Here is a 20,853-nt window from a genome sequence, read left to right as displayed (position 1 = left end):
AAGTTTAGTGTTCATTTAAAAATAAATCTTGAGATTGAAGAAAATATTCATCATTGAATTGATCGATTCAAAAATGCATCCACATTAACAGCAACCATTACTTGGGGATGCAATCCATAACATGACACCAATGGCAGGCGCAGGAGCGAACACAGCGCTGCGAGACGCACTTTTACTCACGCGGAAGCTTGCCGGTGTAGCGTCCGGGCAGGAAGAGTTAGTCAAGGCAATTTCAGATTATGAACAACAAATGCGCGCATATGCTAATGAGATCGTTGGAATTTCACTGCGCAGCGCTCAAAACGCTGTAATACATTTTTCAATACCACCATTAAAGCAACGGCATTTAAGCATAAGAAGAAAAAATACATATCAAGGTTATCAACATCGACGTTAATATTCCGAGTAAATTGTCATACCTGAACGAATTCCATACCACTACTCTAGATACACTTATTACAAAAACAATCCGCCACCAGTACAGATATTATACTGGTGGCTTGTTGGCTTAATTAATTATGCAATTTTTACCCAAGGATAAGTATCAGATGTTCCTGCACCATCTGGCACGGTGCCCCTATTCCACCATTTAGCTTCCCAATTTTGATTATTCCAACTCACTCTATCGCCGGCATTATATGCCTTATTTGCATCCCAGATAGGGTAATCACTCCCTGTATCTGGATTAACGGGATCAACCGGTTCAACATTAACACCCTTAAAGTAGAATGGCGTCATGTCTATTTTTTTCGTGATTAACTCACAACCAAGCCCTTCCCTAGCCGCATTGACCAACAAACCACGATCCTGATCTGCGGTCCATGTAAATATTCCCCCAAGATTCTTTTCTAGTGCATATTGTGCTTTAACTTTAACGGAACGAGGGGTATCAAGAGAAATAAACAACTTACTATCCTTATTATAGAGATAATCAGCGTCTGCTATTTCATCGGTATATAAGTCAAAATTATTTCTTCCCCTATTTTCTTCCAAATCCAGATAATTATATATCGTGTCGTACCATTCCGTTGTCCCTGATTCAAACGAACCGGTTGTGGTAATCTTCGGATCTTTTTTCGGGACATAGCCAGGATCATAACTGCCGGATAATGGAGAATCACTATCAATAACCGTATTTCTAGCATTGCGTGAATAGCCGGTGTAACCAATATTAATGGCAGATGCAGGCACACCAAGATTCAATAAATATTCAACCGCCTTTTCTACACTATTCTCACCACCAGGATAATTACGGAGATTGGTGTGATGTAACAACTTTTCAGCCCACGGAGTACCAAAGAAATCATAGGTCATAACGTTAATACCATATAGTCCAACTTGCAGTAATTCAGGTATTTTTGATTTTTCCATTTTCTCGGGTACCGCCGAACAAGCAATACTTATTTTTATATCTGAACGCCCTGCTTCTTTAAAAGCAGCAGTTAAATCTTTAATTAAACTAACATAATAATCGCCATCGTCTGGCGCATACATGTTACCTTCATTTCCAGCAACGCCGGGATACTCCCAATCAATATCAATTTCGGTAAACATAGGGAAACGTTGGAATATATCAACAAGACTCGAACAGAAATAGGATTTTAGTGTTTCGTCTCTGACCATATTATAAAAGCCATTACTCATGGTCCAACCACCAACACTAAATGACATAATAAGGTCATGGCCTTGCTCTTTTGCAGCTTGTTGAACTTTAGCCAATCCGCCTAATACGCCCATACTTTTAGATTGATCAAAATCCCTTGGCATTTGGATATCTTGCCAACCAGAATAAGTACAATTCTGATAAGATTGGCAATCTCCCCAAGCATCTGTGAATGTCACTTCTCCATTATTGGTGCGGGCAAATAATGGCGCTTGCTCTTTAATTTGCTGCTTTTTTTCGCCCTCATCACCTAATATTCCACAGAAACCAATAACTAATTTATCATAAGCAAAAGGATTATCTAAAAGGTGCTGTAAATCTATTCCTCTACCTCGACGAATGGGATCTTGATTTCCTTGTAATCTACCGTCATATTGCGACCAATCTGTATAATAACCAAAAACTTTAGGTTTATTTCGGGTATCATATTTATTATAGACTGGTAATGCGGCTCTTCCCGATGTGTAACTAAAATTTATCGTTTCAGTTGATGGATTGAAATTATCTATCTCATAAGACTGTTCACTAAAAGAATCTGTCTGGATTATTTTTGACATAAATCACCTCGACTAGATATCAATTTATTTTTCGATGAACACTCCAGTTGCTTTATTTACGTGGTAACATGAATTACATTCTAGTCTGTATTCTTAGGAAAACAAATAATTGCTATTTGTTTGATTGTTAATGGTCAACTCAAATTTATGTCAACGAAATTTACATTACCGATCATTTATTATCAAAGGGTAAAAACAAATAATTGCAAATTGCAAATATATTAATTGTCATTATTACAATTACCTCCTCCATTAGATTTGTAAATTAATTTTTACGAACCATTTGTTTTAATTTTATTTCGAGTTGACTACTTTTTATATTTTATATCTATACTAATTTGTATCCTTAGGGGTGTTCGTTTCTTCAAAATATTATTACCATCCTTATATATGGAGATTAAAATGAAAGCTAAAGATGTTCAGCCAACCATTATTATTAATAAAAATGGCCTTATCTCTTTGGAAGATATCTATGACATTGCGATAAAACAAAAAAAAGTAGAAATATCAACGGAGATCACTGATCTTTTGACGCATGGCCGTGAAAAATTAGAGGAGAAATTAAATTCAGGAGAGGTTATATATGGAATCAATACAGGATTTGGCGGGAATGCCAATTTAGTTGTGCCATTTGAGAAGATTTCAGAGCATCAGCAAAATTTGTTAACTTTTCTTTCTGCTGGCACTGGGGACTATATGTCCAAACCTTGTATTAAAGCGTCGCAATTTACTATGTTACTTTCTGTTTGCAAAAGTTGGTCCGCCACCAGGCCAATTGTTGCTCAAACAATTGTTGATCATATTAATCATGACATTGTTCCTCTGGTTCCTCGCTATGGCTCAGTGGGTGCCAGCGGTGATTTAATCCCTCTATCTTATATTGCACGAGCATTATGTGGTATCGGCAAAGTTTATTATATGGGAGCGGAAATTGACGCTGCCGAGGCAATTAAACGTGCAGGGTTGACACCACTATCGTTAAAAGCAAAGGAAGGTCTTGCTCTGATTAACGGCACGCGGGTAATGTCAGGTATCAGTGCAATTACCGTCATTAAACTGGAAAAACTATTTAAAGCCTCAATCTCAGCGATTGCCCTTGCTGTTGAAGCATTACTTGCATCTCATGAACATTATGATGCGCGAATTCAACAAGTAAAAGATCATCCTGGTCAAAAAGCGGTGGCAAGTGCATTACGTGATTTATTAGCGGGTTCAACTCAGATTAATGTATTATCCGGGGTTAAAGAACAAGCCAATAAAGCTTGTCATCATCAAGAAATTACCCGACTAAATGATACCTTACAGGAAGTTTATTCAATTCGTTGTGCACCACAAATATTAGGTATAGTGCCAGAATCTTTAGCTACCGCTCGAAAGATATTGGAACGGGAAGTTATCTCGGCTAATGATAACCCATTGATAGATCCAGAAAATGGCGATGTTCTACACGGTGGGAATTTTATGGGACAATATGTTGCCCGAACCATGGATGCATTAAAACTGGATATTGCTTTAATCGCCAATCATCTTCACGCCATTGTAGCCCTGATGATGGATAACCGTTTCTCTCGTGGATTACCTAATTCACTTAGTCCGACACCCGGCATGTACCAAGGTTTTAAAGGAGTCCAACTTTCTCAAACTGCTTTAGTTGCTGCAATTCGCCATGATTGTGCTGCATCAGGTATTCATACCCTCGCTACAGAACAATACAATCAAGATATTGTCAGTTTAGGTCTTCATGCCGCTCAAGATGTTTTAGAGATGGAGCAGAAATTACGCAATATTGTTTCAATGACAATTCTGGTCGTTTGTCAGGCCATTTATCTTCGCGGCAATATTAGCGAAATTGCGCCTGAAACCGCTAAATTTTACCATGCAGTACGCGAAATCAGTCCTCCCTTGCTCACTGATCGTGCGTTGGATGAAGATATAATCCGCATTGCGGATGCAATTATTAATGATCAACTTCCTCTGCCAGAAATGATTCTGGAAGGATAAAAAAAAAAATCACTAAAAGTTTTTCAGCCATCTCTTGACTAAAAATACAGAACCCCATTTACTACCGAGATAGAAACAATGAGAGTAAACAAGGGGTTTTGTATGATCGTTTTTGTGACAGGAGCCACTTCAGGTTTTGGTGAATCAATTGCCAGAAAATTCATTCAAAACGGTTCTAAAGTTATTGCGACTGGACGCCGTAAAGAACGGTTAGAAAAATTAAAAGCTGAACTAGGTGATAACTTTTACTTTGCTCAACTTGATGTAACTGATCGGGCAGCTATCAATCAAGTTATAGAACAATTACCAGAATCACTCCGCCATATCGATATTTTAGTCAATAATGCAGGTTTAGCGCTTGGATTAGAACCCGCTCATCGGTCTAACCTGGATGACTGGGAATTAATGATTGATACCAATGTCAAAGGGCTTGTCAATATGACCCATATTCTGCTGCCTGGAATGGTAGAAAGAAATCATGGGCATATTATTAATATCGGTTCTACCGCTGCAAGTTGGCCATATTCCGGTGGAAATGTTTATGGCGCAACTAAAGCCTTCGTCAAACAGTTTAGTTTAAGCTTACGAGCAGATTTGCAGGGAAAAAATATCCGTGTCACTGATATAGAACCTGGTTTAGTTGGTGGAACTGAGTTTTCTTTAGTCCGTTTTAAAGGCGACAATGATAAAGTAAATAAAACCTATGATGGCACGCAGGCATTAACCGCTGAAGATGTCACTGAAGCTGTTTTTTGGGTGGCTAATTTACCTGCTCATGTCAACATTAATACACTAGAAATGATGCCAGTTTGCCAGTCATTTGCCGGGCTTAGTGTGCACAGAAATGAATAATTACATTCTTCTTGATAATTTGTTGAATATCTTAATGCTATCTTATAATTTATCTATCTGATAGTTTCTTATTGTGCCATCTATACCTAATAGATTTCGGGTTGCAGCGCGGCGGCAAGTGAACGAATCCCCAGGAGCATAGATAACGATGTGACTGGGGTGAGTGAAAGCAGCCAACAAAGCAGCAGCTTGAAAGATGAAGGGGATAAATTGGCCCCACTCTACTTTCAAGAGGATAAAAGATGAGTATTTGTAATTCTTTGATATTAAAAGCTATGCCAGCTATCGCTCTGGCAATTCCATTGTTATGGCAAACGCCAGCATTGGCGGCAACCTGCACTTCCACTTCCGGTGGGACCTGTGTCACTGTAAATGGCAGTGGAGATACAGCCTTAAGTAAAGAGGCTGCCCGCCAAAGTAAAGAACAATGGGATGAAACAAAGAATCTTCGCACTAAAGTGAATAAACGTGCCGAGAAAGAGTTCGACAAGTTCGATAAAGCCATTGATGCTCGTGATGCATGTATGAAAAGTACCAATATAAATACTTATTGGGAACCCAATACCGAACGTTGTTTAGACAGCAATACAGGTATGCCTATCAGACCGTAATATAAGGTGATGATAATGAAGATGAAGAAAGCGCTTTTATTTAGTGTATTGATCTTTACCCTATCCCCATTTGCACTTGCTGCACAAGCTTCATGCGAAAGCGTGAAAGAGCAAATTGCGCAGAAAATTATCAACAATGGTGTGCCGGAATCTGGCTTTACATTGGAAGTTGTGGCTAATGACTACATTGAACAAGCGGGAAGTAAAATCGTTGGGCATTGTGAAAATAATACCAAAAAGATTGTGTATACCCGGCAAGGAAGCCAATCTCAAGCTCATCTGACCGCCAAATAAACCCACATCATCTTTCTTAAGCAAGATGCGCAAAGTTCAGAGAAAATATTACGCCAATATTTTACCGTTGATGAATGATGAGATGAATAGAGGCCGAGGTGCTATACGCCTTCGGCCCCTTTTCACGTTATCTCTATGTCTATGTGGACAACACGCTAATAATGCTACCCCTGCAAGCTGACCTGAATGATAGCATTAATATAGTTTCCTATGTAAACCATTATCTTTTTTAAAACTGACAATTTAAATAATTAAATCTAATATTATAAAGTTTTGGAATATAAATATTTGCCAAATAATTATGGTGAGTTAAATATTTTATTTGCTCAGAGAATCATCATATTGGAAATTTAAAATAGGAAACGTTATGGGTGATCTTATCACAAAGAAAATTCGCTTTATCGTGGTGTTTTTTATAGCATTAATTGTATCAGGATGTCACATTGCAGCAGAAAATCAAAAAGAAACTTTGAGTTTAAATGACAGCATTAATGAACAATATGGCAGTGATCAATATGTAAAAATTTACTTGCATAATAATACATCACATTCATTAGTAGCTGAAAAAACAGACTTACCTTGGGGAAGTTGGATTGAAAGGCCATCATCATCAATACCGGCATATAGCCACGATTCATTTGCCTCAAAAGGTAAAATATTTAGTGGCACTGATGGAGAAGTTATTTATCGTTTACCCAATGGTGAGGGTAAATTAAATGTTTACTGGAGCCTTTCACATTGGGGTTCCCAGAACCATAATATCCATCTTTCTGAGGGACCAGATAAGTATAAACTTGAAAAAGTGATTAAAGGCTCATATCCAGGTATCACTATTGATATTTATCTTACTGAAAAAAATATAGGCAGCAATTATAAAATTGCCGTGATGTCAGATCCTCAGCCGTGGCGTTTAGATCCTGAAAGAGGTGATCCTAATGCCGACAAAAAACCGTGGGAAGAATTAAATAGAAAAGTAGCAAACAGCATCAACAATATTTATGAAAAAAACCATCTTGCTTTTGGTATCGTTAATGGTGATCTTACCGAGTTTGGACGCGCTAGTACCAGAAGAAGCCTTGATGAAGTATATACATCAAAGATAAAATTTCCATTATTTATGGGATTAGGAAATCATGATTATGCAAATAATGTTAATGATTGTACTTATCCAGAAAATCTTGATTTCAGTCGTAATGCTTGCGCCAGATCCGCTGTATTTGATATGGCGGAAAAAATAAGCGATTATAGTAAAAAACTGAATAATTTCTCCTATGATTATGATGATGAAGCATGGAAAGGAAGCTTATCTTATTCATGGGATTTTGGTGATATTCATTACGTTCAATTGCAAAATTATCCTACCTATAGTGTCGATTTAGACCACTATATCAGCCCAACCGTTTACATTACAAAATCCCTTGATTGGTTGGAAAGCGATCTCAAATCTGCTCAAAAAAGAGGAAAAGCAGTCGTTTTAAACTTTCATGATGGATATGACCATTTTATCGATAACAGCAGTTCCGCTGAAAAAGAGAAATTTAGATCATTGATTGAAAAATATAATGTTATGGCGGCTTTTGTTGGACATTCACATTTCCTTAGAGAATACACCTCCTATGTATTTGTAAGCGCAAGAGTCTATGACAGCGGTGCACTATTTCAAGGTGATTTCTTTATCATTAATGTCAACAAAAAATGCATGCAAATATCTGCATATAATGGAATAAATGGTATTCCCAAGTTTGTTAAAAAAATGACGAGTGTTTGTGGTAAATAGAGATCAAGCCTATTTATAGCGTACTAAAATTTTAGATTGATGATAAACCTCACTTGCAAAAAAGTGAGGTTTTCTTATTGATCGTTTACAGATCGCAATCATGATATTTATGTATATTGATTCTATATATCAAATCCACTCTCATTTCCCCCAACTTGTTTTAATATAGCGGAAATCTCCAGATAGCAGGATAGATCCTTTTCTTCCGGACGTAAAATATAAGGAATTTCACCTAACTGTGGAGCATTAATGTGACGGCGTAACCTATCCATCACTTTCGTATAGTGCGATAAACCAGGATTAATTCTGTTAGCTACCCATCCTACTAATTGCAATCCATCATTTATTATTGCCTGCGCGGTTAAAATTGAGTGATTTACACAGCCAGGCTGAATACCAACAACTAAAATAACAGGGATTTTTTCCCGAATCACCCAATCAAAATAAAAAGTTTCATCATCCAGTAATACACGCCAACCACCGTTACCTTCAATAATAACGCGATCTGCTTTATTACTAAGATTATTTAATCCTTTTTTCATCTGTTTGAAATCAACCTGATTTCCTTCACAATACCTGTTTTTCCAGATAACTGGGTTAATTTCTTCATATTTAAGCGGAACGGGAGAAGATTTTTGTAGAATCACACCATCTCGATTACGCATACCTTCTTCTGTTTCATACCCTTCCGTGGCTATAGGTTTATACCCTACTGCCGTTGCTCCATCACGATTAAAAGCTTGTAATAATGCACGGGTAACAATTGTTTTACCTATGTTGGTATCTGTCCCCGTAACAAATAGGCGCGTTAACATAAATTCTGTTTTCCATAATGACAGATAGAACCCGGTTAATGAGCGCTTAAGTCTAGAGGATGCGACTATAAGGGAGATTGCGTTAGCTCAATGTTTTGTTTAATTGTTATGTCAATTTAGCGAAAAAATTTATATAAAATTAATATTACAACCAGAGAATCGCTATCAAGTATATTATCCTTTCATTAAACTGATCAATAATGAACCATCATACAAAGCTTTTTTAACTGATGCCGCCGTGGATAATGTGCCTGAATTATTGAATTTTGTTGCAACCAATTCAATCTGTTTGCTATAGGCAGGCAAAGCGTGTTGTTGAATACATTCATTAATCACCGGATACAAAACGTGTTGTGAAGCATTAAGAGGAGAGCCCATCAAAATTTTTTCTGGGTTAAATAAATTGACCATAATTGCGACAATATGCCCAACTTTTACCCCGATATCACGAATAATATCTACTGCCAGAGTATCACCGTCATTAACCGCCTGACAGAATGACTCAACGGTCAGTGGTTCACCGTTCAGTAAAGAATCGGGTACCATTGCCAACTGCCGTTTTGCTCTGGATAAAATATGGCTGATGCCTACAACTGTTTCCAGACACCCCAAATTCCCACAATAACAGCGTTCACCATCAGGTTCAGCCTGAATATGCCCTACCTCCATGACACCACGGTTGCCGGCATGCAATGTTTGCCCCGCAATAATTACGCCAACACCCACATGTTCATCAATAACCATTTGGATAATATTCTGACAATTTTTTGCCGTGCCATATAATGATTCAGCTATCGTCCAGGCGGTTATTTCATGTTGAAGAAATACCGGTAATCCGGTGCGATGATGCAGATATTCTCCTATTGGCAATTCCTGAACCTGGTAATAAGGGAAACTGTGGATTAAACCTTTGGCCGGATCAACAATAGCATTTACAGTCATGCTAATTGCCGTCAGACGCTCAAGACGAGATTGATAGCGACTAAAAAATGCATCAATCTCATCAACAATGCGATCTAAAAAGGGTTTTTCCTTGTTGGACGGTAATGGTAAAACATCTTCAACAATTAACTTGCTACTTAAATCACGCAGTCCCAATATTAAACTTCCCAAGTTAATACTGACACACAGGAAATGCCAACTTTCGGAATCAAGCTTCAGCCCGGTCGCTGGGCGACCTCTGAATCCTAAATCCAAAAATTCCGTTTCCATGACTAAGTGTGCATTGACCAATTCACGGACAATCTTAGTAATACTGGCTGGAGCAAGTTGAGCTTTTTTGGATAGCTCAATACGGGAAATTGGACCATATTGATCAATTAACCGATAAACAGTACCAATATTAATCTGTTTTATCTGATCAATATGCCCTGGTTGTCCATCCATTATTTACCCTTTTACGCTCTAATTAATTCATGTTTCAAAATAATTGTTGGTTGATTATGTCGAGGTTTTAGGAAAAAAGTATGATTCCTTCAATAAATATGTGATATTCAGCACGAAATTTAGCTAATTTCTACTCATTTTTTCCATTCAGAATATTAGATATGAGTAGGTTTATCAGTCTGTCCGCGGCGGCCGATATTGGCCGTTTTTTGTGATTTACCAACCAGACCTCAGAGCAAGAATGGTTATCAGCCAGTGGAACATACTGGACACCATCCACTTTCATTCGGGTAAAAGATTCAGTCACAACACTGACGCCTAATCCAGCAGAAACCAGCCCAAGAATAGTCATTGCTTCGCCTGCTTCCTGTGAAATCATCGGTGTCACGCCTGCTTGAGCAAGTAATGCCATGATTTCATCATACAAAGCAGTCCCTACTTCGCGCTCAAAAAACACCATCGGATAGCCCGCCAACATTTCGAGCTTTATTCCCTGTGGAGCATATTCCAGCAAAGGATGTCCATCATAAACAGCAAGCATAAAAGGTTCCCGAAATAATAGCCGATACTCAAGGTTATCGGGTAATTGGGTATTACGCATGATGCCAACGTCGATCCGTCCAGTCAGTAATGGCGCAATCTGCTGTTTAGTATTCATCTGATGCATATGAATAGCGACTTCCGGGTAACGTTCCCGAAATTGCCGTAAACTCAGAGTGACCTTATGCATAAAAGGCGTCGTAGAGGTGAAACCGATAGATATTTCGCCTAATTCTCCTTTTTGCATTCTTGCTGCTTTTGTTGCAGCAGCATCAACCTGAGCCAGGATCTGATAAGCTTCTTTCAGAAACATGTTACCTGCTGGCGTCAGGCTCACATTCCGGTTATTACGTTCTAACAACTTGGCATTGATATTATTTTCAAGTAACTGAATTTGTTGACTTAATGGAGGCTGTGAAATATTAAGCCGTTCTGCCGCACGACCAAAATGTAATTCCTCTGCCACTGCAATAAAGTAGCGTAAATGCCGTAACTCGATAGCCATAATCACCTTTGAGATCTAATACATATTATTATTAATGATTAATATATTAGACAAAATATTTTGCAATTCATATGCTTGATCTTCATCAAAATATAAGCTAGTAAATGAGCTAAGTAAGGAAATGATGTGAGCACTAACCCTAGTAGTTGTAGTAGCAATAATAGTATCAGTGGAAACCCAACGCCGGATAATCATCAGGTCCAAAATATTCAAAATAAGAAAAATTATATTCAGAAAAATGATCCTCTGTATATTAAAGTGACGATGTCACTCTTTACCGTAGGATTAGCTGCATTTGCCCTACTCTATTTCGTTCAACCGATTCTACCTATGTTGTCGGATGATTTTGGTGTTTCTCCTGCTGCCAGTAGTTTATCTTTATCCCTTTCAACCGGAATGTTGGCATTGGGTCTATTAATCACAGGCCCTCTGTCTGATGCTATTGGCCGTAAAAATGTGATGGTAACAGCGCTATTTGCCGCCGCACTTTTCACTTTACTCAGTGCATTTATAACCAGTTGGCATGGAATTTTGGTTGTACGTGCTCTGGTTGGTTTATCTCTCAGTGGCGTAGCCGCCGTTGCAATGACTTATCTTAGTGAGGAAATCCATCCTCACTTTGTTGCTTTATCAATGGGACTTTATGTTAGTGGTAATGCTATTGGTGGCATGAGTGGGCGACTAATATCAGGTGTTATCACTGATTATTTCTCATGGCGGGTTTCTGTCATCGTATTAGGTTTATTGGCATTAATCGCTGCAATGATGTTTTGGCGTATGTTACCTGAATCGCGCCATTTTAGGCCAAGTTCTCTCAAACCTAAGTCTTTATTAATCAATCTGAGATTACATTTTCGTGATAAAGGATTGCCATTACTGTTTTCTGAAGCCTTTTTACTCATGGGTGGCTTTGTTACCCTATTTAATTATATAAGTTATCGTTTATTGGATTCGCCCTATCATGTTAATCAGTCAATTGTCGGTATGTTGTCCATTGTCTATCTGGCAGGGACATACGGCGCATCTAAAGTAGGTACATTAACCCATCAATATGGACTTGGAAAAGTCCTGATCGCGACGATAAGTATGATGCTAATCGGTACGCTTATTACCTTATTATCACCTGTGATGGCAATTATCATTGGGATGATAATCCTCACTTTCGGTTTCTTTGCCGCACATGCTGTTGCCAGCAGTTGGGTTGGACGTCGTGCTCGCCGAGCCAAAGCACAAGCGTCTTCCCTTTATCTGTTTTGTTATTACCTTGGTTCAAGTGTGGTTGGTACTTTTGGCGGTGTATTTTGGCTCCAATTAGGTTGGAATGGGGTTGTTTTATTTATTGCCATTCTTATCTTTTTGGCCCTACTTTTAGGGTTTAAACTCACCAAACTTCCAGAGGCAAGATAATAGAGATTGACACAAACCAACTAAGTGCCTATCCCAATAGGCACTTAGTATCATTTATACCCTTCATCTTCCAAGCTGCTGCAACTCTAAATCTATTAGGTATAAATAACAAAACCATTCACTAATTAATAATAACTTGAAAATCCGTGGAAATTAAATTCGCTAAGAAATTTGAACTCACTTTATTTTTTACAAAAAGAGATAGATTTGGGAAAATAGAATCCTTACCACTATAACCCAATTCACCCTCTTTTATAATATAACAACAGAGTTCAATTAAATTTATGCTGTACTCTCCGGCACCTGTATCATCGGAATATATACCAAAATTATCAAAACCGTTCTCAACGTATTCCCCATTATTGCAAAACCAATCGTGAGTTGGCTTCTCCCTAGACATTTCTGCCGTAAAATTTCGTGGAGTGAAAAATTTCGCCTTAAACGTGAATGCAAGATAAAGATTTGAAATATTTGGATAACAAAATAAGTGGCGAAACTCTGAAATATTCCGGCCATCCAACCATATAAATCCTGGCGTACAAATGCGAAAATTCAAATTCTCCGCATTCCACTTCTCTATTTTTCTATCGGGTGCCAATGGGAATTTCATCACGATACCATTTGGAGCATATTTGTTTACATAAATATTAGTCATCATTGCGCCTCATTTTTTAATTAATTTACTTGGCTCAACATCCCCAATCTTGTTTATTATCTCTTTTTTACAGTATAATGCCATAATCGGATTATCGCTAATATTCCATAGTCAAAATTACTTCACACTCATCACATTGCTAAAAAAACAATAAGAAAACACCGAGATTTATTTAGGACAAGTGCAAAATATTCACCTGACGAAAAAATTATTATCAGCACCGATATCAATATTAAAATAATATACAGTAAGATTATTCCCATGTGGGAATAAACAGGAAATCGAGTGGCGAGAATGACAGATTAAGTACCTGTTCAATATTGCCGACATTATTTGGTCTCAACGTGATTTGCTGGTAAACACACATGCGATTACCAGCATAGACAAAGGTTCTTTACTGAGGAAAATTAACTTATTCTCGCTATGCTTAACGCACGTCCCATATTAACCGAGGATATTCTAAATTTATGCAAGCAACCGTAATTATCAATGATTGTGATATCATAATGTTTATCGTAATAACCACTCGTCCATGAACACCCTACCACCTGGAGCACTTCAGCAGCAAGCTGCGTATCTGGGACAGTTACAGTATAAGAATGGTCCATAACACATCCTCCACTCATATTATCCCGCGCATTTACATATGAGGTTCCTTGTTTAAATACCCTGCCCCTTGTCAAGAATCTATAATCTGATGGATCTCTACCAAGGGCATATATACCATTAACAGTCATGTCATTCCCTTCAAGAATCTTCAAATTGTATGGCAATGTCCAGCGATAAAGCACAATGGTTTGATAATTAGTATCCGCTTTCGTCGGTTCGTCTTTTTCACTAGACAATGCACTTACATTTTCATGCAATTGATTTGTATTAATTGCATAAGGAGCAATAGCTTTTAATAAAATCTTACTATCAAAAACCTCATCACCAACTGACATATTCGTTGTTAGTGTGCGTTCCCCATTCGTATCTTCAAATGTCATTTTTGCTATTAGGTATTCTGTATTTGTTCTATTACTACTAACATAACGATAGATAATGTCAGGAACACTCTTCACACTATTCTGATAGTTTTCATTTGTACAACAATCTCCCGCATGATTTGTTACTGATTCGTCAATAAAAGCATTGGCACTATAAACACCATTTAATAACCCAAGATCATATTTATTTCTTGTCTCTGTCGTTGTCCATCCAGAAGGTATTTCTAATTGGTCATATATAAGACTATCACTTAATGCTACCACCTGAATCGATCTTTTTTCAGTATCACTAAGCGCTAATTTCACCCAATAACCATTCCTATACTCTTGTTTAAGTACAGAAATTTTCACCATACATTGGTGGCGTCCATTAGCATAAAAACTATCATCAGTTTTCTCAATAGTAAATGTTGTTATTCTCTTTTCCATAACATTCTCCATAATATTGTGAATTAAGCTGTAATAGAAAGAATATCAAGTTCAAAGCCATAATATGGCCCTTGCAATTCAGAAATAATTCTGATTCGATAGCATTCTGATAATTCTTCTTCAAATACCTTCAAGGCATTCATGATAAATTCACTGTACTTTCCTTGTGCAAAAAAGATAAATTGCGTGGTTGAAGGGTTAATAGAAACATACTTACCAAGCGCATAGCGTAATGTCTTAAGGAACAGTGAACTATCTTCATTTAATTCGAATAGTTTTTTATCTGTCACCGTCCTATCCATAAAATTACCTTCACCTAAAAGATAAATATTTATCTCACGATGGTCACGACGTAGTAAAAACTGTTTATTGATATCCAAATCGAATACTCTAGGTTTAACCGTTTTGTCAAGTAAATGATCTGGAATAATAAATTCAATCAAGAAACGACGCCCATTCACGACAATAGGCAAATGTTCTCGATCAACCGAGAAACAGCACAAGTTTCCAACCCACGAAGAACCTTCTGTCTCCGAATAACCTGAATATAAAGCAGTGACTTTACCTTTTTCTAGAATGTTCATTATAACCTCTTAATATTAATGATGAAAAACAGCATTAAGTAAAAACTCGGCTTATAATTTAGATTTAACATGATGCGTAAGATCATTTAATGTTGAAATTGAATGATTTGAAAAAAGTTCAGCTTTAAGCATAATGCCATATGTTTCCAATACAAACACTTGTATTTCCACATAGTCAAGGCTGTCAAATTTAAGCGATACAAAAGAAGATTCTGGTGTTATATCCTTATCATCTATATCTTTCATCATTAATATTCTATTCTTTACCTCAGTGAAAATATCATTTTGTGTTGGCATTTTACTTTCCTTTTATTTAATCTTAGAGATAATTGAAATCTTTGATACAAAAATAGGTTTTTTATCATAGAAACATCGATAATGAAAAATACGGATATAATCTTTAGGACCATTCTTAATCAGTAAAGGAGGATTTAATTCAACACAGATATCCGGCGAAGATAGTAATATTGTACTATTAACAATGTCCTCCCTGATCTTAATCGCTTGCCCGGTATGCAAAGTAAAAGATTGATTCAGGTAATCCTGTAACTGGTTAAAATGATAGTGCTCAAAATTAAGAAAACTTGTCGAATTAATGACAAGATGAAAAGCAAGAGCATCCAAAAACCATCCAATAGATGTGACACTGGGGAAATAATGTCTAAAGTCCGCATATTTTTCACAAACTTCTTTCCTTGTTATCATTAATTTTTGGTAGTTATCTTGAACAATCCAACTTTCAATTGACTCCATTGTATTTTCTACGCTGGTATTGCCGGACAACGTACTTTCTTTGCTAGGATTTTCCAATTTAAACGCTTTGCTTTTAGTATCAATTCTCAATTGATGAGGTAATGCAGTATAAACATATTGGCGGAATGACGTATCAATATTCAGTATTCCAGATGTAAAAGCGGAAGTTAATTGAGAGAACTGTTGCCTGACATAAAGCAGACTCAACATTCCCTGCACGGGATGTTGCTGCATATTGTGTAAAGATTCACTTTTCGCCGAATAATGGATAGGATTAAAATCCCCAGAAAAATTCGACCAATGTTCAATATCTTCTATTTCAAAAATCAACATATCAGTTACCTTACCTTAGAGATAACCAACGCAGCGTTATGCCCCCCAAAACCTGCACTGATATTAAGCACCACTTCTGGTTGAGCAGTGTAGCAATGTTGATTAGGTAAATAATTAAGGTCGCAATCTGGATCAGCCCGATGTAAATTCAATGTTGCTGGTAAGCAATTTTCAGCCAATGCTTTCACACACACAATAGTTTCAAAACTACCGGCGGCGGCAATAAGGTGACCGGTATAAGATTTTGTGCTTGATATAGGTACCTGATAAGCATATTGGCCTAGTGCTGCTTTAATTGCCTGAGTTTCATAAAGATCATTTAACGGTGTAGAGGTACCATGCGCATTAATATAGTCAATATCTTCCGACGAAATCTGCGCCTGCTCGATGGCTTTGGTTATCGATAATATTTTAGGTTCAATATCTTCTGTCGGCCGAGTTAAATTAGCGGCATCTGAATATTGAGCATAACCCTTAATTTCCGCCAGAATCGTTGCACCACGCGCGACGGCCGAATCATAATCTTCCAGGCAAACCACCGCCGCTCCTTCGGCCAATACAAATCCAGAACGATCAAGACTAAATGGACAACATGCGAGATTTGGGTCCGTTTGTTCTTTCGATAATGCATTCAGTACATCAATACTCCAAATATTACATTCTCGAGTAAGTGATTCAGCGGCTCCGGCAATCATACATTTTGCCCGCCCCGAGCGAATAATTTCAAAGGCATCACCTATCGCCATTGTACCCGTTGCGCAAGCAGCCATAATGGTATTCTGATAACCACGTAATCCATACATAATCGAACACGCCGCCGTCATGGAACTTGGCATAGTGATAAGATTACTCATAGGATGAGCTAATTTAACTTCCTTATACCGGCAGGCATGATCTCCGACACTATCGACAGCCCCCCAACCACTGCCAAGTATTATCCCACATTCATATTTATCGTAATATTCAACAGGTGATATATTCACGCCAAATGCTTGGGTAAAAGCTTGATAAGTCGCTTTCAACGCCATTTTTCCGCAGTCAGAAAGCATATGAGTCAACTTTTTTGGTAATAGCTGATAGCGTGATGGATTGGGTGCAAGGAAAGAAAAGAAACGTGAATTAATGAACGAATCAGGAAATTCAATTCTGTGAAATTGATGTTGTTTCTCGATAATACTTTGCCAACATGATTCAACATCTTCACCAATCGGTGTTACGGTGCCCATACCTGTAATAACAACTCTTTGAGCTCTCTGCATATTGGTTACCATTTATACATGGATTGAGAATATCAATTTTTCTAGCTATAAAATAGGCTAATGAAGACATATAACCATAATCATAAATAAGTATTTTCAATGCTCATGGCTAATAGAATCGTTATTTGTGAATCATGTAAAACTAACTTATATATTATTTCACCATGTAATAAAACCGATGATAAATATCCACAAACAAATATATTATTATTATTTTAATATCATTACATTACCAGTCAGCCTAAAAAATAATACAGGAGTGTTCAGTGGTAACAAAATCAGAGGTAAGCCCTGACTCAGTGACAAAACAGCAGCTCGACACCCTCACCCCCGATAAAATTACGCAAAGTATCATTATCATCTCAGTCGGCACAATTTTTTACCGGCTACAAGAGGGTGAACACGGAGGCAATGGCGTATTCTTTAACCGCGACGGAGGGCATACCCGGTACGGGCTAACGAACGGCACAGATGGCAATTTATATCTTGCCAGCTCGCCAAGAACATCGCTATCACTGCACTCAGATGGACTGGCTTACGTGTCTAACGTCACGCTTGAGCCTTGCATCGTGCTTTGGCATGACAATCCTTCTGGTAAAAACGTGATACGCACCGAGGAGCTCAAGGTGCTCAGGGAATTTGAGTATGAAGGAGAAATTGCCGAAGATATCCTGGTGAACGACCTGGATATTCCCGTAATATGACAAAAGGGGGAGCAGGCATAGTGCCCGTTCCCCTCTATTTTTCACTCTTTACTATGCCGCATCTTGAGTGCCAAACGACTTAGCTAAACGGATTAACTGCTGAAGTTCATCATCCGAAACGCCATCTTTCAGCAAACCAATGACAGTGAACTCTTGACCTTCGGGTAAACGATGATTTAGTACATTACGTTTCTGCACGAAAAATCCGTACTGCATTACACCGCTGAAATGACCAAGATGAAACAGGATCTCAGCCACCCCTCTGAGCACACCTTTTTCGCCTTTGCTTTCATCATCGGTGAACTGAAAAGCGGGATAAATAAACTCACCATCGTATTCCAAGGCCAGTAATTTACTTGTGTCCTTTTTCTTTTTAACTGTTACTTTACTAACACCTAGCAAACTCGCTACCTCGGCAGAATTTAACACACCACCGTTTTCACGCACATTGTCAAAAAAGCGCGCGCGGCTACGCACACGATTGAGTAACCTCTTCTTTTCCGGCGTCAGTTCAGCAAGCGCTCGTGCTGGTATCGCCAAAAACAACATATTCATCAGAAACTGATTATCCGGCAACGCTAGCTGACGCTTGATATTAGCCTTACCCTTACTGCGAATAACCAGAATATTGTTCGTCATAATGGTTCAGAACCTGCTTCTCTTGATGTTCATAAAGTTGAAAGCGATGTTGAGTTTGATATTATCAACGACTTTTTTAGTGGATTAATTAGTATAGGGAATGATGGTAAGTTAAATCCTAATTTAGCGATTCGTTGGGAAACTAACGATAATAAAACCTGGGTGTTTCATCTAAGAGAAGGAATAAAATGGTCTGACGGCTCACCTATTACCGCGCACGATGTGGTTTTTAGTTGGCGGCGTTTAATTGATCCCCAAATGGCATCCCCGTATGGCAGTTATATTGAAAACATGTATATAGCAAATGCCAAAGATATTCTTATCGGGAAGAAAAAAACCGATGAATTAGGTGTAAAAGCATTGGATAATTTAACGGTAGAAGTAACATTAGAGCACCCACTATCCTATTTTTTAAATATGCTGGCACATCCAGTTATGGTTCCCATCAGCCAAAAAGCGGTTGAGAAGTATGGTGAAAAATGGACTCAACCGAATGTGTTTGTCAGTAGTGGCCCATTCAAACTCGCTGAATGGATCGTCAATGAGAAAGTGATTGGCATCAGGAATCCACAATATTGGGACAATGAACACACCGTGATTAATAAAGTCACCTATCTTAACGTAACATCAGAAACTGCGGTAGTGAACCGTTACTTGGCAGGAGAAATAGATATCACAAAAAATATCCCATCGGTTCTATTTAATTCTTTAAAAACCAAGTTAGGTAGCCAAGTCCATATTTCTCCTAAATTAGCGGTTTACTATTACGAATTCAACACCCAAAAAGCCCCTTTTAATGATATTAGAGTCAGACAGGCATTAAATTTGGCTTTAGACAAAGACATCATAACAAATAAAGTTTTGGGGCAAGGCCAAAAGCCAGCCTATAATAATACTCCACCAAACACAGGAGGAATGAACTTAAAACAGCCTGATTATGCATCATGGACGCTGGCAAAAAGAATTGAAAAAGCCCGGCAATTATTGAATGAAGCAGGTTATAACAGAAATAATCCATTGAAATTTAATCTTCTTTACAATACATCAGAGGATCACAAAAGGATTGCTATTGCAGCTACCTCAATGTGGAAGAAAAATCTGGGCGTGGATGCGGTTTTACAGAATCAAGAATGGAAAACAATGTTAGACACCATGCATCAAGGTAATTTTGATTTGGTAAGACACGCATGGATAGCTGATTACGATAACCCTGCTTCGTTTTTAAATAATTTTGTCACCAATAGTTCTAATAATACATCATTATATCATAATGATATTTATGATGATCTGATCAGTAAAGCCAAAGCAACAAACAACATAGAATATTTCCAGCAAGCACAAGATATTCTGACAAGAGATGTCCCGGCAATTCCTATTTATTACTATGTTAGCGCCAGATTAATAAAACCTTATATTGGTGGATATTATATTAGCCCACTCGGTCTTATGTCATCGAAAGATCTTTATATTATTAAACATTAATAAGACATGTTTGTAATATTAAAATAAAGATTACGGTTAAAAACCGTAATCTTTTTCAGAAACCGTCATATCCTTAAGAGTAAATATAGAAAAACCTAACCTACTAATGGATCGCTATTCCAGTTATAGTATGATACTTAGTAAGTGATACGGTTATTCTTGATCCTAAGAAAAATGCATTAGAGACAATTTTATTTCGTATCGGATGATATAGATTCTCATCGCGGACACAATATTCTTCCCCTCCGTCAGTTCGGAATGTATAATTTGTAGTTTCCCAGCCATCTTTATTTATTAACTTAACTAATTTCCCTGTAAGGGTTCCGCTATCTACAGACACTTTACCACATTCTAGATCGTCCGAAGCAAAAGCTTTTGAACATAGTAAAAGTGATATAGCAGAAACAATAACAAGTAGATTTATTGGTTTCATTTTCTATCCCATTAAGCACTAGTTTTTCGATAGTTGTAAAATTTGGTTAATTCTTAGGTTGTATCTATGAAGCTCTCTTTAAATCCCCTCCTTAATTTATATTGACCATTCCTAATTATGGACTGCTATCCCCGTTATAGTATGCTCCTTAGTAAGTGATATAGTTACTCTTGATCCCAAGAAAA

The 20,853-nt window shown here is 37.6% G+C and carries 19 protein-coding genes and 2 pseudogenes; 9 read left to right on the top strand and 12 right to left on the bottom strand.

Features of this window, described 5'->3' with window-relative positions; genetic code table 11:
• Positions 1 to 97 precede the first annotated feature (97 nt).
• Positions 98 to 397: pseudogene (locus D3222_RS03325) on the top strand (FAD-dependent oxidoreductase); the annotation flags it as partial.
• Positions 398 to 516: 119 nt separating this feature from the next.
• Here the strand turns inward: D3222_RS03325 and D3222_RS03320 are convergent.
• Complete coding sequence (locus D3222_RS03320) at positions 517 to 2,220, bottom strand: glycosyl hydrolase family 18 protein (protein WP_118984851.1); 1,704 nt, start codon at positions 2,218 to 2,220, stop codon at positions 517 to 519.
• A gap of 402 nt (positions 2,221 to 2,622) precedes the next feature.
• Here D3222_RS03320 and stlA point away from each other — a divergent pair, with 402 nt between their 5' ends.
• From stlA to D3222_RS03290, 5 genes are all read left to right on the top strand, one after another.
• On the top strand, positions 2,623 to 4,221 hold the full coding sequence (stlA, locus tag D3222_RS03315) for a phenylalanine ammonia-lyase StlA (RefSeq protein ID WP_118984850.1): 1,599 nt from the start codon (positions 2,623 to 2,625) through the stop codon (positions 4,219 to 4,221).
• A 102-nt stretch (positions 4,222 to 4,323) separates the two neighbouring features.
• Complete coding sequence (ydfG, locus tag D3222_RS03310; RefSeq protein WP_118984849.1) at positions 4,324 to 5,073, top strand: bifunctional NADP-dependent 3-hydroxy acid dehydrogenase/3-hydroxypropionate dehydrogenase YdfG; 750 nt, start codon at positions 4,324 to 4,326, stop codon at positions 5,071 to 5,073.
• A 242-nt stretch (positions 5,074 to 5,315) separates the two neighbouring features.
• A complete protein-coding gene (locus tag D3222_RS03300) occupies positions 5,316 to 5,684 on the top strand; it encodes a DUF1283 family protein (protein WP_118984847.1) in 369 nt (122 codons plus the stop codon).
• A gap of 21 nt (positions 5,685 to 5,705) precedes the next feature.
• Complete coding sequence (locus tag D3222_RS03295; RefSeq protein ID WP_198672734.1) at positions 5,706 to 5,978, top strand: DUF1161 domain-containing protein; 273 nt, start codon at positions 5,706 to 5,708, stop codon at positions 5,976 to 5,978.
• A 367-nt stretch (positions 5,979 to 6,345) separates the two neighbouring features.
• Entirely contained in the window at positions 6,346 to 7,755 is a 1,410-nt protein-coding gene (locus tag D3222_RS03290; protein ID WP_118984845.1) for a metallophosphoesterase, read from the top strand.
• A 122-nt stretch (positions 7,756 to 7,877) separates the two neighbouring features.
• Here D3222_RS03290 and bioD read toward each other — a convergent pair whose 3' ends face one another.
• From bioD to D3222_RS03275, 3 genes are all read right to left on the bottom strand, one after another.
• The gene (gene bioD, locus D3222_RS03285) at positions 7,878 to 8,570 is read right to left on the bottom strand and encodes a dethiobiotin synthase (protein ID WP_118984844.1); all 693 of its coding nucleotides are present in this window, start codon (positions 8,568 to 8,570) and stop codon (positions 7,878 to 7,880) included.
• A 174-nt stretch (positions 8,571 to 8,744) separates the two neighbouring features.
• Positions 8,745 to 9,956 (bottom strand): sugar metabolism global transcriptional regulator Mlc, encoded by a 1,212-nt coding sequence (gene mlc, locus D3222_RS03280; RefSeq protein ID WP_118984843.1) that lies wholly within the window; start codon positions 9,954 to 9,956, stop codon positions 8,745 to 8,747.
• Positions 9,957 to 10,086: 130 nt separating this feature from the next.
• On the bottom strand, positions 10,087 to 11,001 hold the full coding sequence (locus D3222_RS03275; protein ID WP_118984842.1) for a LysR family transcriptional regulator: 915 nt from the start codon (positions 10,999 to 11,001) through the stop codon (positions 10,087 to 10,089).
• A gap of 165 nt (positions 11,002 to 11,166) precedes the next feature.
• Here D3222_RS03275 and D3222_RS03270 point away from each other — a divergent pair, with 165 nt between their 5' ends.
• Positions 11,167 to 12,408 carry an MFS transporter gene (locus tag D3222_RS03270; RefSeq protein WP_232832388.1) on the top strand — a complete coding sequence of 414 codons (1,242 nt, stop codon included), beginning with the start codon at positions 11,167 to 11,169 and terminating at the stop codon, positions 12,406 to 12,408.
• A 121-nt stretch (positions 12,409 to 12,529) separates the two neighbouring features.
• On the opposite strand, the gene D3222_RS03265 is transcribed toward D3222_RS03270, so the two are convergent.
• The 6 genes from D3222_RS03265 to D3222_RS03240 form a co-directional block, all read right to left on the bottom strand.
• A complete protein-coding gene (locus D3222_RS03265; protein WP_157975281.1) occupies positions 12,530 to 13,066 on the bottom strand; it encodes a hypothetical protein in 537 nt (178 codons plus the stop codon).
• Between the two features lie 404 nt (positions 13,067 to 13,470).
• Positions 13,471 to 14,481 (bottom strand): hypothetical protein, encoded by a 1,011-nt coding sequence (locus D3222_RS03260; protein WP_118984839.1) that lies wholly within the window; start codon positions 14,479 to 14,481, stop codon positions 13,471 to 13,473.
• Between the two features lie 23 nt (positions 14,482 to 14,504).
• Positions 14,505 to 15,065 (bottom strand): hypothetical protein, encoded by a 561-nt coding sequence (locus D3222_RS03255; protein ID WP_118984838.1) that lies wholly within the window; start codon positions 15,063 to 15,065, stop codon positions 14,505 to 14,507.
• 51 nt (positions 15,066 to 15,116) lie between these two features.
• A complete protein-coding gene (locus D3222_RS03250) occupies positions 15,117 to 15,362 on the bottom strand; it encodes an acyl carrier protein (RefSeq protein ID WP_118984837.1) in 246 nt (81 codons plus the stop codon).
• A 12-nt stretch (positions 15,363 to 15,374) separates the two neighbouring features.
• The gene (locus tag D3222_RS03245; RefSeq protein WP_118984836.1) at positions 15,375 to 16,151 is read right to left on the bottom strand and encodes a hypothetical protein; all 777 of its coding nucleotides are present in this window, start codon (positions 16,149 to 16,151) and stop codon (positions 15,375 to 15,377) included.
• 5 nt (positions 16,152 to 16,156) lie between these two features.
• Positions 16,157 to 17,410, bottom strand: coding sequence for a beta-ketoacyl-[acyl-carrier-protein] synthase family protein (locus tag D3222_RS03240; protein WP_232832379.1), 1,254 nt, complete (start codon positions 17,408 to 17,410; stop codon positions 16,157 to 16,159).
• A gap of 266 nt (positions 17,411 to 17,676) precedes the next feature.
• Here D3222_RS03240 and D3222_RS03235 point away from each other — a divergent pair, with 266 nt between their 5' ends.
• Positions 17,677 to 18,114 carry a hypothetical protein gene (locus D3222_RS03235; RefSeq protein ID WP_118984834.1) on the top strand — a complete coding sequence of 146 codons (438 nt, stop codon included), beginning with the start codon at positions 17,677 to 17,679 and terminating at the stop codon, positions 18,112 to 18,114.
• A gap of 51 nt (positions 18,115 to 18,165) precedes the next feature.
• On the opposite strand, the gene D3222_RS03230 is transcribed toward D3222_RS03235, so the two are convergent.
• Complete coding sequence (locus D3222_RS03230; protein ID WP_198672731.1) at positions 18,166 to 18,753, bottom strand: hypothetical protein; 588 nt, start codon at positions 18,751 to 18,753, stop codon at positions 18,166 to 18,168.
• On the opposite strand from D3222_RS03230, the pseudogene D3222_RS03225 reads away from it, so the two are divergent.
• A pseudogene (locus D3222_RS03225) lies at positions 18,718 to 20,235 on the top strand (ABC transporter substrate-binding protein); the annotation flags it as partial. The gene D3222_RS03230 and the pseudogene D3222_RS03225 overlap by 36 nt on opposite strands.
• Positions 20,236 to 20,338: 103 nt before the next feature.
• Here the strand turns inward: D3222_RS03225 and D3222_RS03220 are convergent.
• On the bottom strand, positions 20,339 to 20,668 hold the full coding sequence (locus D3222_RS03220) for a hypothetical protein (protein ID WP_118984832.1): 330 nt from the start codon (positions 20,666 to 20,668) through the stop codon (positions 20,339 to 20,341).
• Positions 20,669 to 20,853 lie beyond the last annotated feature (185 nt).

This window comes from Photorhabdus sp. CRCIA-P01, assembly GCF_003545805.1.
Taxonomy (GTDB): domain Bacteria; phylum Pseudomonadota; class Gammaproteobacteria; order Enterobacterales; family Enterobacteriaceae; genus Photorhabdus; species Photorhabdus antumapuensis.
This window is presented reverse-complemented; position numbering and strand designations above follow the sequence as displayed.

What these genes read in the sequence shown, in the direction of transcription:
- D3222_RS03320 (WP_118984851.1), bottom strand. Translation starts at nt 2,220, where the DNA reads ATGTCAAAAATAATCCAGACAGATTCTTTTAGTGAACAGTCTTATGAG.
- stlA (WP_118984850.1), top strand. Translation starts at nt 2,623, where the DNA reads ATGAAAGCTAAAGATGTTCAGCCAACCATTATTATTAATAAAAATGGC.
- ydfG (WP_118984849.1), top strand. Translation starts at nt 4,324, where the DNA reads ATGATCGTTTTTGTGACAGGAGCCACTTCAGGTTTTGGTGAATCAATT.
- D3222_RS03300 (WP_118984847.1), top strand. Translation starts at nt 5,316, where the DNA reads ATGAGTATTTGTAATTCTTTGATATTAAAAGCTATGCCAGCTATCGCT.
- D3222_RS03295 (WP_198672734.1), top strand. Translation starts at nt 5,706, where the DNA reads ATGAAGAAAGCGCTTTTATTTAGTGTATTGATCTTTACCCTATCCCCA.
- D3222_RS03290 (WP_118984845.1), top strand. Translation starts at nt 6,346, where the DNA reads ATGGGTGATCTTATCACAAAGAAAATTCGCTTTATCGTGGTGTTTTTT.
- bioD (WP_118984844.1), bottom strand. Translation starts at nt 8,570, where the DNA reads ATGTTAACGCGCCTATTTGTTACGGGGACAGATACCAACATAGGTAAA.
- mlc (WP_118984843.1), bottom strand. Translation starts at nt 9,956, where the DNA reads ATGGATGGACAACCAGGGCATATTGATCAGATAAAACAGATTAATATT.
- D3222_RS03275 (WP_118984842.1), bottom strand. Translation starts at nt 11,001, where the DNA reads ATGGCTATCGAGTTACGGCATTTACGCTACTTTATTGCAGTGGCAGAG.
- D3222_RS03265 (WP_157975281.1), bottom strand. Translation starts at nt 13,066, where the DNA reads ATGATGACTAATATTTATGTAAACAAATATGCTCCAAATGGTATCGTG.
- D3222_RS03260 (WP_118984839.1), bottom strand. Translation starts at nt 14,481, where the DNA reads ATGGAAAAGAGAATAACAACATTTACTATTGAGAAAACTGATGATAGT.
- D3222_RS03255 (WP_118984838.1), bottom strand. Translation starts at nt 15,065, where the DNA reads ATGAACATTCTAGAAAAAGGTAAAGTCACTGCTTTATATTCAGGTTAT.
- D3222_RS03250 (WP_118984837.1), bottom strand. Translation starts at nt 15,362, where the DNA reads ATGCCAACACAAAATGATATTTTCACTGAGGTAAAGAATAGAATATTA.
- D3222_RS03245 (WP_118984836.1), bottom strand. Translation starts at nt 16,151, where the DNA reads ATGTTGATTTTTGAAATAGAAGATATTGAACATTGGTCGAATTTTTCT.
- D3222_RS03240 (WP_232832379.1), bottom strand. Translation starts at nt 17,410, where the DNA reads ATGCAGAGAGCTCAAAGAGTTGTTATTACAGGTATGGGCACCGTAACA.
- D3222_RS03230 (WP_198672731.1), bottom strand. Translation starts at nt 18,753, where the DNA reads ATGACGAACAATATTCTGGTTATTCGCAGTAAGGGTAAGGCTAATATC.
- D3222_RS03220 (WP_118984832.1), bottom strand. Translation starts at nt 20,668, where the DNA reads ATGAAACCAATAAATCTACTTGTTATTGTTTCTGCTATATCACTTTTA.